Source organism: Rhizobium sp. T1470, from assembly GCF_042140505.1.
GTDB classification, from domain to species: domain Bacteria; phylum Pseudomonadota; class Alphaproteobacteria; order Rhizobiales; family Rhizobiaceae; genus Rhizobium; species Rhizobium favelukesii.
The window spans coordinates 1,453,373-1,465,850 of record NZ_CP148092.1 but is presented as its reverse complement, the minus strand read 5'-3'; the positions used below and the strand labels follow the sequence as shown (position 1 = coordinate 1,465,850).

Annotated in this window: 12 protein-coding genes and 1 pseudogene; 10 read left to right on the top strand and 3 right to left on the bottom strand. The window is 58.6% G+C overall.

The features are described from left to right. Positions 1–21 precede the first annotated feature (21 nt). Together WGT02_RS28295 and WGT02_RS28290 are read left to right on the top strand one after the other, a co-directional pair. Positions 22–543, top strand: a complete 522-nt coding sequence (locus tag WGT02_RS28295; protein WP_208247761.1) for an RNA polymerase sigma factor — start codon at positions 22–24, stop codon at positions 541–543. Positions 544–1,070: 527 nt separating this feature from the next. Beyond that, positions 1,071–1,319: a hypothetical protein gene (locus WGT02_RS28290; protein WP_375679398.1), complete on the top strand. Its 249-nt coding sequence runs from the start codon at positions 1,071–1,073 to the stop codon at positions 1,317–1,319. Positions 1,320–1,453: 134 nt separating this feature from the next. Here WGT02_RS28290 and WGT02_RS28285 read toward each other — a convergent pair whose 3' ends face one another. After that, positions 1,454–1,582, bottom strand: a complete 129-nt coding sequence (locus WGT02_RS28285; protein ID WP_263623134.1) for a hypothetical protein — start codon at positions 1,580–1,582, stop codon at positions 1,454–1,456. Here WGT02_RS28285 and WGT02_RS28280 point away from each other — a divergent pair. The 4 genes and pseudogenes from WGT02_RS28280 (at position 1,526) to WGT02_RS28265 (ending at position 4,392) form a co-directional block, all read left to right on the top strand. Next, positions 1,526–3,076 carry an ATP-binding protein gene (locus WGT02_RS28280; RefSeq protein ID WP_225040188.1) on the top strand — a complete coding sequence of 517 codons (1,551 nt, stop codon included), beginning with the start codon at positions 1,526–1,528 and terminating at the stop codon, positions 3,074–3,076. The genes WGT02_RS28285 and WGT02_RS28280 overlap by 57 nt on opposite strands. A gap of 171 nt (positions 3,077–3,247) precedes the next feature. After that, positions 3,248–3,520 (top strand): annotated as a pseudogene (locus WGT02_RS28275) (NAD(P)-dependent oxidoreductase); the annotation flags it as partial. A 249-nt stretch (positions 3,521–3,769) separates the two neighbouring features. Then, complete coding sequence (locus WGT02_RS28270; protein ID WP_208247748.1) at positions 3,770–4,033, top strand: AbrB/MazE/SpoVT family DNA-binding domain-containing protein; 264 nt, start codon at positions 3,770–3,772, stop codon at positions 4,031–4,033. Then, complete coding sequence (locus WGT02_RS28265; protein ID WP_208247746.1) at positions 4,033–4,392, top strand: type II toxin-antitoxin system PemK/MazF family toxin; 360 nt, start codon at positions 4,033–4,035, stop codon at positions 4,390–4,392. Before WGT02_RS28270 ends, WGT02_RS28265 begins: the two co-directional genes overlap by 1 nt. Positions 4,393–4,893: 501 nt before the next feature. Here the strand turns inward: WGT02_RS28265 and moaA are convergent. Continuing rightward, positions 4,894–5,922 (bottom strand): GTP 3',8-cyclase MoaA, encoded by a 1,029-nt coding sequence (moaA, locus tag WGT02_RS28260; RefSeq protein WP_208247745.1) that lies wholly within the window; start codon positions 5,920–5,922, stop codon positions 4,894–4,896. 687 nt (positions 5,923–6,609) lie between these two features. Beyond that, a complete protein-coding gene (locus tag WGT02_RS28255) occupies positions 6,610–7,227 on the bottom strand; it encodes a cupin domain-containing protein (protein WP_208247742.1) in 618 nt (205 codons plus the stop codon). Between the two features lie 1,659 nt (positions 7,228–8,886). Here WGT02_RS28255 and WGT02_RS28250 point away from each other — a divergent pair. The 4 genes from WGT02_RS28250 to WGT02_RS28235 all read left to right on the top strand — a co-directional run bounded on the left by WGT02_RS28250 (position 8,887) and on the right by WGT02_RS28235 (position 12,395). Then, positions 8,887–9,150, top strand: a complete 264-nt coding sequence (locus WGT02_RS28250) for an alpha/beta fold hydrolase (protein ID WP_208247740.1) — start codon at positions 8,887–8,889, stop codon at positions 9,148–9,150. A 183-nt stretch (positions 9,151–9,333) separates the two neighbouring features. Further along, entirely contained in the window at positions 9,334–10,806 is a 1,473-nt protein-coding gene (gene istA / locus WGT02_RS28245) for an IS21 family transposase (RefSeq protein ID WP_208245170.1), read from the top strand. Then, positions 10,803–11,699: an IS21-like element helper ATPase IstB gene (gene istB / locus WGT02_RS28240; RefSeq protein WP_208245168.1), complete on the top strand. Its 897-nt coding sequence runs from the start codon at positions 10,803–10,805 to the stop codon at positions 11,697–11,699. Before istA ends, istB begins: the two co-directional genes overlap by 4 nt. A 75-nt stretch (positions 11,700–11,774) precedes the next feature. Continuing rightward, a complete protein-coding gene (locus WGT02_RS28235; protein ID WP_208247739.1) occupies positions 11,775–12,395 on the top strand; it encodes an alpha/beta fold hydrolase in 621 nt (206 codons plus the stop codon). The last annotated feature ends 83 nt before the right edge of the window (positions 12,396–12,478 follow it).

The window sequence follows — 12,478 nt, the reverse complement described above, 5'->3', positions numbered from 1 at the left end:
GTCCGCGCCGCGGGTGCTTCGATGGATGACATGATCTCACAGGTGGAGCCGATGATCCCGGCTCTAAGGCGGTATGCGCGCAGCCTATGCGGCGACGTTGAGACCGCAGACGACGTGGTGCAGGATTGCCTCGAAAAGGTTGTCGCCAACTGGAACCTCCGACGCGCGGACAATGCCCGTAGCTGGGTGTTTTCAATCCTGCACAATCTCGCTGTAAACAAGCTACGGAGGCGGAGCCGCTGGGGCAGATCAGTACAACTGACCGAGCTGCCCGAATCCGAACAATCCCAGGAAGCGAGCCAAGATGAAACGCTTTTCAGCAAGGAAGTCCTCGCCGCTTTGGAGGTCCTTCCCGAAGATCACCGCAGCATCCTGCTGTTGATATCCGTCGAGGGCCTGACGTATTCGGAGGCTGCCGAGGTCTTGTCCGTTCCTATCGGCACGGTGATGTCGCGGCTTTCACGAGCCCGCGAGAAATTGAGAGCCCAACTTGAAAAGCCCCGCGTTGCCCGGGGGCGTCCAAACCTGATCAGGGTGAAATGATGTCGAAACCGATCACCGAAGACGACCTTCATGCTTACGTGGACAACGCGCTTGAGGAAGGGCGGCGTGAAGAGGTCGAGAAATACCTCGCCTCCAATCGAGAGGCCAAGGCGCGAGTCTCCGCCTACAGAAACCATGGGGCGGCTCTGCGATCCGCACTCGACCCCACCGCAAACGAGCCTATCCCGGTTCGCCTCAATCTGAGGCACATGGTCCCATCGAGTGTTTCGACACCGAAGCCTTCGCCATGGCGATACGCCGCAGCCGCTGCCCTCTTTCTTGCCGTCGGTGCGACTGGAGGCTGGGTTTCGAGAGGGATTTTTCTCGCTCCTCCGGAGGGCGTTGTTGCTCTCGCTCAGGAAGGATCGGCATCGTACCGAACATACGTTCCCGACCACCTTAGACCAGTAGAGGTGAGAGCATCTGAAATGGATAGCCTTCGCGAAATGTCTGAAAGTGCTCTAGGTAGCGCCAGAGCCATACCCGACCTGTCGACCGCAGGTTATCGACTAATGGGAGGCAGGACGGTGCCCACCACCCACGGACCTGCGATGATGCTCATGTACGACGACGATAAGGGAAGCCGCTTGGTCCTCCTTGGCCGCCGCATGATTACCGACAAGGAGGCCAAGATGAGCGACACGATAGACGGCGAGGTCGGAAGCTGGACGTGGGCGAAGTCCGGCGTTGGCTATAGCTTGGTTGGAGAAAGACCGCTCGCCGAATTGCGAACGCTGGCGGATCGAGCAAAAGAAGACATCAAGCCTGAGATTTGAGGGCACAAGTCCCGTGCTGCAGAGGCTTCGCTGGTTGTTGGATGAAATAGATCGGGGCCTACTCGAAGAATGGCACACCAAACTTGAGTTGTGCTAAGAGCGTAGACAAAAACCGCAAACCGAAAGCTCAGATGTCAGTCGACGAGAAGCCAGAGCGTATCCCCCTCACGATCGATCTTCGCGACATGGTGGATGCCGTCCCCGGCATCCTTGCCTTCTTTGACGGCGACCTGATCTGCCGTTTCGCAAATCAGTATCACCATAGTTGGTATCGCAGCTCGCCCCATGAGATGATCGGGAGGCACCTGCAGGACATCATCGGAGAAAAGGACTTCTCCGCGAGGGCACCGCACCTCGCCCGGGCGCGGCGCGGCGAAACCTCATACTTCGAGATTCCGGTGCCGATGCGGAATGGCTCGTTCAGAGACGCAGCGGTAACCTACACTCCCAAAATGGGGCCATCCGGGTTCGACGGCCTCTACATCCTTACCTTCGACGTCGCAGTGCTTCATCAACGATATCACAGTGTGTTTGACAGCACCGCTGCTGGCTTCTGGGTTGTAGACTACGCGAAGCTGCCCGGCCTTCTGACCCAACTCAGTATCACGGATGCCGAAGCACTTGGCCAAGCAGCCCGGACCGATCCTCGGCGAGTTCGGCAGTTGCTCGACGCGCTGCCTGTCGTTCACCTTAATCAGAAGGCCTGCCAGCTTTTCGATGTCGACGTAAAAAGCGCGATGGACCAGCCATTTGGGCAATGGTGGCCGGACGAAAGCCTCCAATCATTTGCCCAGCAGCTATGCGCGTTCCTCGCCGGCGAGCCATTCTTCGAAATCGAGACCGTGATGCGGACCGAGGCTGGCGACAAGCTCGACGTCCTGTTGACGTGTACGTTCGTGAAGAAGGATCCGGATGCCACCACCGTGACAATCGGCACGACCGACATCCGTGCTCGCGTGACAAAGGAACAAGAGCTAGCAAAAGCGCAAACCGAGCTAGCTCACGCCGCGCGCGTAGCGTTGTTGGGCGAACTGATGGCTTCGATAGCGCATGAGGTCAACCAGCCTCTGGCAGCCATCGCCGCCGACGGCAACGGCGCTTTGCGCTGGCTCGCGAAGGACGAACCGAACCTCAACGAAGCAAGAGCCGCCATCAACCGAATGGTTTCAGAAAGCAGGCGCGCGTCCGATGTGATCGCCAAGACTAAGAGCTTGGCTGTGAAGGCCACGCCAGCGACCACCTCCTTCGATATCAATCGGATGATCGAAGACACCTTGCTCATCGTCCGGCGGCAAGTCGTGAACTTTGGGGCGGAAATCGAAACTCGACTAGACGACACGGCTCCATCCGTCATTGGCGATCGTGTGCAACTCCAGCAAGTTCTCATCAATCTTGTTGTCAACGCTGCCCAAGCGGTGAGTTCATGCCCAGGACCGAGGTACATTCGCCTCACATCTACGCACGACGATGATCGCGTCACCGTGGCGGTCGAAGACAACGGGCCAGGCGTCGGCAACCACGCCGACAGGCTTTTCGATGTTTTCTTCACCACAAAGCAAAGTGGGATGGGGATGGGATTGGCAATCTCCCGCACGATTCTGGAAGCACACGGTGGAGCGATCCACTTGGTGGAAAGCTCCGACAGGGGAGCGACCTTCACATTTAGTGTTCCGCATTCAACACGACAGGGAACATCATCCGATCGTCGAGGCGGACCATACCCAGGTATGATTCCGCCAATCTCCAAAGATCGATAGAAATTCCCTTGCCTTGCTTCCCAAGACCGAGGCCCGCGGCGGTCATCTGACGGCCCGCGGCAGATCGTGGGTGCTTCCCCCTCCCCACGAATGCGGAGCGATCCGCGAAAACCGTCTCCTCCTACGGAGACGGTTTTTTTCGCCAACGCGATGGAGTTCGAATACATGGGTGGGCTCTTAGTGAACGTCGCACGGGGGAGCTTGGTCGATGAAGACGCGTTGATTGCACGACTACGATCCGGGAAGATTGCAGGAGCTGCGCTGGACGTTTTCGAGCAAGAACCAACTGACCCAGTGAAGTGGCGCGATGTTCCGAACGTCGTCCTGACACCGCATTCTGCTGGGGCGACAACGACGGTATTGCCGAAACTGCTGGATCAACTGGTTTCGAATCTCGAGGCCTTCTTCAAAGGCAGAAGGTTGATCACCCCCATCGCTGCTTGATAGCGCGCGGCTTCAGGAAGTTTAGAAGGCTTATCCCGTTCTCACGGGTGAACACCATATCTAGGCCGCCCAAAGTGGGTCTCCGGGGGATCGGGCACACTGGCCCCGGGTACGGCGTGGAAACCAGGGTAGTTCGGATATCTTTGTCGATTAGAAATCGTTACAGGACGGCACTCTGGAAAGCTCAACCCGAGACCTTGCGAGCTTATAGAAAGTGCTATATATGTAGCACAATAAAGAGGTGATCATATGTCCAATACAGCCAAGATTCGCCGCCAGGGCGGTGCTGCGGTATTTAGCATTCCCCCTGCGCTTTTAAAGATGCTCGGCGTGGACGTTGGGGCCGAACTCACATTAGTCGTGGACAAGGGTTCCCTGGTCGCGACGCCGCTGAAGCCAAAGAAGAGATACACCCTTGCTGAGCTACTTGAAGGGTCCGACGAGATGATCGCGCTGAGCAAGCATGCTGCCGGATGGGACTCTGGCGCTCCTGTAGCGAATGAAATTCTTTAATGGTGCGGAGTAATATTCCTAAGCGCGGTGACGTCTTTCTCATTGACCTCAATCCAGTTGTTGGGAATGAGACGCGAGACACACGTCGTTGCGTGGTAATTTCACCTCGTCAGGTCAACGTTCTTGGCATGTGCTTGACCGTCGTCATCACGACAGGCGGTCAATTTGCTCGGAAAGCTGGGATGGCCGTGAATATCACGGGGCATGAAACCAACGGAGTTGCGCTCTGCAACCACGTCAGGAGCTTCGACATCGTGTCCCTTGTTCAGCAAAAAACGGCACGTCACGTTGACACGCTTGATGCAGATACGGTCGATGAAATCGTCGGCAGAGTGGTTGGCATAGTCGACCCGTCTTGAGGCTTGCCAGGTTCTCAGTTCGGGCGGGATATGACAGGGATAACCAGCCCGTTTTTTGATGAAAGCTGTTGCGGATGAATATACCGCCGTGGCGGCAATGCTGGCCGCTCTTTCCCGATTGGTCCAGCGATCAGCGAGTTTTGGTGACCGCAACCTGTCCTCATTCGTTTCGCATCGCCGTCCACCCCAACGTCTTGGCACTCCCCACCCACCGAGCGCCTCCAGCCGCTAGGCGCGGTCCCCGCCGCACCTCGGGCATCTGAATCCGTTCCGCCACCGCTTCTTTCGCTGGGTACACGGCACACGCGTCGTCATCGGCAAAATCCGAGGTTAACGTCTTCAGCGACGGCGGACGCGTTGGAAACAGTCTTTCGCTCGTGCTGCCTGTATAGCCGAGCAGGAGAGACACGTTGTGCATGAACGCTAGATGTAGTTGACACCTGTACGAACGGGATAAGCCCTAAGTTTAGTCTGAAGCCGCTTCAATCCCACCTGCGGACGTCACCCGCCGGTGACGCTCATGTGGCGGGCGACGGCGGGCCGATTGTGGGTGCGGTCGATGATGAAGTCGTGGCCCTTGGGCTTGCGTGAGATTGCCTCGTCGATCGCCGCATAGAGCGGCCCATCGTCAGCGGTGACGCGCACGGCGGCGCGCAGGTCGGCGGCGTCGTTCTGGCCAAGACACATGTAGAGCGTCCCGGTGCAGGTCAGCCGCACGCGATTGCAGCTTTCGCAGAAATTATGCGTCATCGGGGTGATGAAGCCGAGCCGGCCACCGGTCTCCTTGACCGCGACGTAGCGGGCCGGACCTCCGGTGCGGTAGCCGATGTCGGAGAAGGTGAACTGTTCTTCGAGATCGGCCCTGAGCTTCGACAGCGGCAGGTAGCGATCGGTCCGGTCTTCCTCGATCTCGCCCATGGGCATGGTCTCGATGACGGTCAGATCCATGCCGCGGCTATGCGCGAAGCGGATCATCTCGGGCATTTCGCTATCGTTGAAATCCTTCAGCGCCACCGCGTTGAGCTTGATCTTGAGGCCAGCCTGCTGCGCTGCCTCGATACCGTCCATCACTTTCTGGACATCACCCCAGCGGGTGATCTGACGAAACTTGTTGGGATCGAGCGTGTCGAGCGAGACGTTGATGCGCCGCACGCCACTATCGTAGAGTTCGTTGGCAAAGCGGGCGAGCTGCGAGCCGTTGGTGGTCAGAGTTAGTTCGTCGAGGCCGGAGCCGATCTGCTTGCCGAGTTCGCGCACCAGATACATGATGTTCTTACGCACAAGCGGCTCGCCGCCGGTCAGCCGGAGCTTGCGCACGCCCTTGGCGATGAAGGCGGAACACACTCGGTGAAGCTCATCGAGCGTAAGCAATTCCTGTTTAGGCAGGAAAGTCATGTGCTCGGCCATGCAGTAGGTGCAACGCAAATCGCAGCGATCGGTGACGGAGACACGCAGGTACGTCACAGGCCGGTGAAACGGGTCAACCAGCGCGGCGCGATGAGACGACTTTAGAGGAAACGATTGCAGCATCGGTAAACAGCACGGCCTTAAATTCGAATCCCAAGAGCATAGGCTGCATCCGACGCGCCGCAATCATCCAGAGGTATAGTTGTGCCACGCGCATGGAGAGGCAACAAAGGGTACAGCAAGTGCACTTGGCTCTCCTTCCAATAGCCACGCGTTTGCTGCTCCCTCTGGAGGTTGAACCTCACGACTAGGGCCCCGGTATCCGGCCCAGCCACTAACTTAAATGTGGAATTGCAGGGTCACCTGTAGCGATAAACGTTTCAACGCCGCATGACGGGCCTTTTCCTGCGCAGGAGATTTTTCCTGAATCCCGATGGCAACTGTGCGCCAAAAAGCAAAAGCTATCCCGGAAACGCTCTCGGACTCGTATAGGACATTGGCTTGCAAGTCCGCCTTGGTATGTCCTTAATCTGCTGCCTTGGTCGGCTTCAAGCAATCCCGCCACCCGCATACCCCGGCGGTCTGATCTGCCAGCGCCGCATGGCCAGCGACCGATGCTGCTTGATCGGCCGCCATAGCTTTGTGAGCTTGCGGATGGCCCGACTGGGGTCCCTGAATGTCGCCGCTCGACGGTGACAAGACAGCCTACATGCGATGCGAGATGCAACGTCAGGATGGCTATTCAATGAGCCTCACGGGCGATTGCTACAGCCTGGGGAAAACTACCTCCCTTGGCCATCGTCACGTCGCTCAGTCGAGGGTGGCCGGCGAGGAAAACGGCCGATTGGCGTCCACCACGAAGATGGCCAGCTCATCGAGATCGGTTGTGCCGGCGTTGAACACCTCCATCGGCGTGCCGGCCCCGTGTCCGGTCATGGTCATGCCGGCTTCAGTATAGGTCACGCCGTGGGTGGTTTTCTGACCGAGCTTGCCGGCCAGCACATAGAATGCCTCGGATCCCGGATGCGTATGGATTGGCGTCTTGGTGCCGGGGGCTCCACCTGCGTGATTGACGCGCAGCAAATACTCGCTCGCGCTGACCGGCGGAAGGGGGCCGATCTCGATGACCTTGGTTCCGCCTGTTGTCGATCCACCCTTCGGGCCGAGCGTGAACAGCCAGGTCTTGTCCGCAACTTCCGCTGCAAGCGAGGTCGGACCCGCCGCGTCCTGAGCCTGCTTCAGCGTCGGGAAATTCTCCAGCCCCCAGTACAACGGCCCCGACGGCAGCTCTGTGACCTTCTTCTCAACCACCGGCTTGATGAAGAACTTGTTTTCTTCGGACAATGTGGCTGAAGTCATCAGCACGAAAGCAGATAGGGAAATCATAAGCGCGCCGATATGGCGTACGCTGAGGGATCGCAGCTTCATGGTTGGTCCTCCTACTGATGCTTCGTTGGCGGGCCGCTCGACGGTGAGTGCGATGTCTACAATCAGGCGACCGTAGGCGATGCGCCGCCCTCCAATCTCGCACTGTCAAGGCATGGCGATGGCCGCAAGAAGCGCAAGTATCGTTGCTCGAATGTCGCGGAGAAGTGACGAGCGGCAATAGCGCCGTTGATGGCAAACACCTGACCCGCCCGCATATCCATGCGGTTTCCCCCTTCGATTGCATTTCCGATCGGTCATTCTACCACAGTTTGGAGGCTGAGGGCATGTCCAGAACGGCTCAGGTCGCAAAATTTCGGCAGATTTGAGAAATGATCGGATGGTGGGAGCGTGTGATCGAAACCTATGCGCATGGCCGGTTCTCCGCTCTGCGCCGGAAGCTATGAAATGGATCGCGACGCCGCTCCGCCTGTCCGAATGCGTAGCATTGGAGCCGAGTGGGCGGCCCGCGCATATAATCCCGACGTTACGAGGTGCTTGGTTGGATGGCATGGTTCCACCCATTGCGGTCCTTCCGGATGTGGGATGTGGGGCGGCTTCGGGGCCAAAAGAGGTGAGATCTGTAAAGTTTGAGCGATTCCACATTTAGGTTAGGGGCTGGGGTATCCGGCTCAGCCACTAACCTAAATGTGGAATATCAAACTTTGCTTCAACGCTTCGCTTTGCAAAGAGGCACTCGGAGACTTTTCGGAGTTTCGACGCCTACTCACCCCGATGGGTTGCTTCTCGATGGAGCACAGCAGGATGGTTTTGCCACCTGGCGGAGCACGGAGGTCCCATCCGTGCGGTCGGCGCAGCAGAAGTTTAATTTCACTTCCACGCAGCCGAGGAGTACCGTGATAGCGCCGATGTTCGACCCGCCTCCCATGTGCCTCCACGCATCACGGCGATAGCCCTTCAGGCCGGTAGCAAAAACAAATAATCGAGGTATCGGAAAAGATCGCGCGTTTTGGTAATCAGTGCGCAACCTCCCGGCGTTTTTCGAGGGGCTGCCTCTAAGGAGGTATGCTATGACACTCGCCACATCAACAGTATCCCTGATCACACTCGGGGCGATCTCGGTCTGTACTATCGTTCGAACCGACGCCCATCAAGCGAAGAGCGGCTGGACCTATCCTCCGGCGTGCTGCAACGCTCACGGTTTGGTTGGAGATTGTGAGGCCATTCCCACTCAGGACATCAGCCGAGGGCCTCGCGGCTTTTCCGTCTTCCTGCATGCGGGCACCACCTCGCGACAATACCACACCTGTTCTTCATTCCGTATGGGGACGAAATCCCCTCCGGAGATGGCCAGTATCATATCTGCCTTCATCCGACGGAAAACGACGTGAACTGTTTCTTCTCGCCGCCTGACAGTACCTAACCACCTTTGCAATCGGGGCCGCCGCGAGCTTCCCTTCAAGGACAACTGCGTAGTTTGTCTTCCTGTATCGCTGGCGCTGATGGCAATCGGAGTCGCGCACTCATACGCGGGTATGATGGACCAATACCAGCGTTCAATTTCAACGCCCGTGCCCGAAGGTTACCAAAGGTGCGCGAGCAAGAACCACAGACCTCCGTTTGTAGCAACGCAGACCCCAATGCTGGTGCTCTGTCGGCGTCGCGGAACGCCGCTCGCGAAAGCAATCAACGGAGAGAACCATGACTACCTTCCCATTTCCCATTGAGCACAAGCGCGCGCTCTGCAACGGCGTGAACATTCATTACATCAAGTCGGGCTCGGGTCCCGTTGTCCTCAGCATGCACGGCTGGCCGGAAAACAGCCGCGAATACCTTTCGATCATCGAGCGTCTTGGCGACCGCTATACCTTCATCTCGCCCGACCTCCGCGGCTTTGCGGACAGTGACAAACCGTTCGGCGTGCGCGGCGACAAACAAGGTGAGACTCAGCGTCAATCAGGATGAGACTCGGCGGCGGGGGTGTGACGAAGGGAGGGCGTAGCCCGACTGGAGTTACACCCCCGCCGCGGCGCAATTTTTCGGCGTCTCATGATCGCGGTTGGCCCGGTAGCGTCGGTGATTTTCTGAGAATGGAGAATCACCTTTGTGCCGGGTCGCCATGTAACCGATCATCAGACGAGGCTTTTTATGAAGTACCGACAAAACAACCCCATTGAGGTCGCTGCCGCCAAGGCGTCGATCAGCCGGGCGACGGCTTACCGCATCGAGAAGGATGCGCGTCTTCCATCGCAGACCAAGCCGCCGCGCGACCGGCGTCGCCCCGATCCCCTTGAGCACATCTTCGACGCCGAGGTTGTTCCGCTCCTCAAGGCCGCGCCCGGCATCCGAGCGGTCGCCGTTTACAACGAGATGCTGCGGCGTCATCCAGAGCTGTCAGAAGGTGTTCGCCGTACGATTGAGCGTCGTATCCGATCATGGCGGGCTGTTCACGGTCAGGAGCAGGAAGTGATCTTCCGTCAGATGCACGAACCCGGTCGGTTAGGACTGTCGGATTTTACCGACATGGGCAGCCTCGGCGTGACGATCGCCGGCCAATCGCTCGATCATCTGCTTTATCACTTCCGGCTGGTCTGGTCGGGCTTCGAGCATGCCCATGTCATCCTGGGTGGAGAGAGCTTCGTCGCTCTGGCCGAGGGGCTGCAGAACGCCCTGTGGTCGGTTGGCGGTTCGCCGCTCTATCATCGCAGCGACAGCTTATCGGCCGCCTTCCGCAACCTCGATGCCGACGCCAAGGTCGATCTGACGCATCGCTACGACGAACTGTGCGCCCATTATCGCATGACGCCGACGCGCAACAACAAGGGCGTCGCGCACGAGAACGGCTCGATCGAAAGTTCCCACGGCCATCTCAAGAATGCGATCCGCGATGCTCTGCTGATGCGCGGAACCAGGGACTTTGGCGACCTCGGATCCTATCGCGCCTTCATCGATGAGATCGTCAGCCGCCGCAATGCCGCACATGGCAAGCGCATCGATGCCGAGCGCACGCATCTGCAAGCTCTTCCCGATCGTCGCACCACCGACTTCGAAGAGGTCATCGTCACCGTATCGAGCACCGGCGGCTTCGCCTTGCGCAAGGTCTTCTACACCGTGCCTTCCCGTCTGATTGGCCACCGGCTGCGGGTGCGTCTGTTCGACGATCGCCTCGACGTCTTCATCGGCGGCACGCATCTGCTGACATTACCCCGAGGCCGCGCCCATGCGAGTGGCAAGCACGATCAAGTCGTCAACTATCATCACGTCATTCATTCCCTGCGCAAAAAGCCGATGGCGCTTTTGGGGCTCGTCTATCGCGACAAGCTCTTCCCCAGGCCGGAATATCGCAGGACTTTCGACGCGCTCATCGAGCAACTGCCCGAGCGGCAGGCTTGCAAGATCACCGTGGAACTGCTTGCCTTGGCTCACGATCGCAGTTGCGAGCGTGAACTGGCCGAGGAGCTTGCCAAAACGCTCGACGCCCACAAACTGCCTGATCTGGCGGCTTTGAGAGCGGTCTTCAGCCCGGACCCGGATCAGTTGCCGATCGTTCATGTGCAACTCGCGTCGCTCAATGGTTATGAAGCCCTGATCGGCACGGCCTATGCGGGAGAGGTCGCATGAAGAGCAACATCCACACAGTCGATGAAGCCCGCCTCGGCATCATGCTCAACGAACTGAGGCTGCCGACGATCAAGACGTTCTGGCACCAATTTGCCGAGCAGGCCGATCGGGAAGGATGGCCTGCTGCCCGTTTCCTCTCGGCCATCGCCGAGCATGAATTGGCCGAACGCGCCCATCGCAGGATCGAAAGACACCTCGCCGAGGCCCACCTGCCACCCGGAAAGACGCTCGACAGCTTCGCCTTCGACGCTGTTCCCATGGTCTCCAAGGCCCAGGTCATGGCGATTGCAGCCGGCGATAGCTGGCTCGCCAAAGGCGCCAATATCCTGATGTTCGGTCCGCCCGGCGGCGGAAAGAGCCATCTCGCCGCAGCCGTCGGCCTCGCGCTAATCGAGAACGGCTGGCGCGTGCTCTTCACCCGCACGACCGATCTCGTCCAGAAGCTTCAGGTCGCGCGGAGGGAGCTTCAGCTCGAAGCCGCCATCGCAAAGCTCGACAAGTTCGATCTTCTCATCCTCGACGACCTGGCCTACGTCACCAAGGACCAGGCCGAAACGAGCGTGCTCTTCGAACTCATCTCCGCAAGATATGAGCGGCGTTCCATCATGATCACCGCCAATCAGCCCTTCGGAGAATGGAACCGCGTCTTTCCAGACCCGGCCATGACGCTTGCCGCGGTGGACCGACTTGTCCATCACGCAACAATCTTCGAGATGAATGTCGAAAGCTACCGGCGGCGTTCGGCCATGGAAGCCAAACGCCAGCGCGGCAGACCCGCCTCATTCGCGACAATCAAAAGCTCTTCCCAGCTTGTCGCGGAGCGGCAATCAGAACACGATGAAACTCTTGCCAGCGACAATCAACATGATAACTTCGCTCCAACCGCGACATAAGAATCTCATCCAGATTGTCGCTCGCGTCTCATCCTGATCGTCGCGCTATAGTTCGGCGGGTATGAGCCCAACACGATGGCTCAGGACATGATCGAACTAATGGATGCGGAAGGTGTTGAGCGCTTTCACATCCTGAGCCATGACCTCGGCGGCCCTGCGTCTGTTTCGCTGGCGTATCTGGCGGGCGACCGAGCGATTTCGCTCTCTACGATCGAGACGCCATTCTTCGGACTGGATTACCCCGGCTACGTCGACCCGCGTGTGACGTACTGGCACCTCACATTCCACATGAACATGGACGTGGCTCGGTTCCTGATCGAGGGCCGTGAGGAGCGCTATCTCAAGCATTTCTTCCGCGACTTCGCATACAACCCGACGGCCATGCCCGAAGAAGAGGTGAAGGCCTACGCCGCCCAAATGATGCAGCCGGGCAACCTGCGCTCGAGCCTCAATCTGTATGGCTATATTCCGCAGATGGCCGAACAGACGGCCGAACTCGCGAAGAAGAAGCTCAAGGTCCCGATGCTTGCTTGGGCCGGTCGGTCGTCGTTCGCCGAGCATTGCATCGAAAGCGCCAAGGCAATCGCGGAGTCCGCCAGAGGTGGCGTCATCGAGGAATGCGGACACTGGGTATTCCAGGAGAAGCCCGATTTCATCTCCGCTGAATTGGCCAAGTTCTGGGCCGAGCACCGCTGATACCAGTGCCGTGCTCGCTACTCTGCGGGCACGGCTCCGAACGAAGTGCGGACCGCCCTGCATGCGCGATAAGGAGCGCGTTA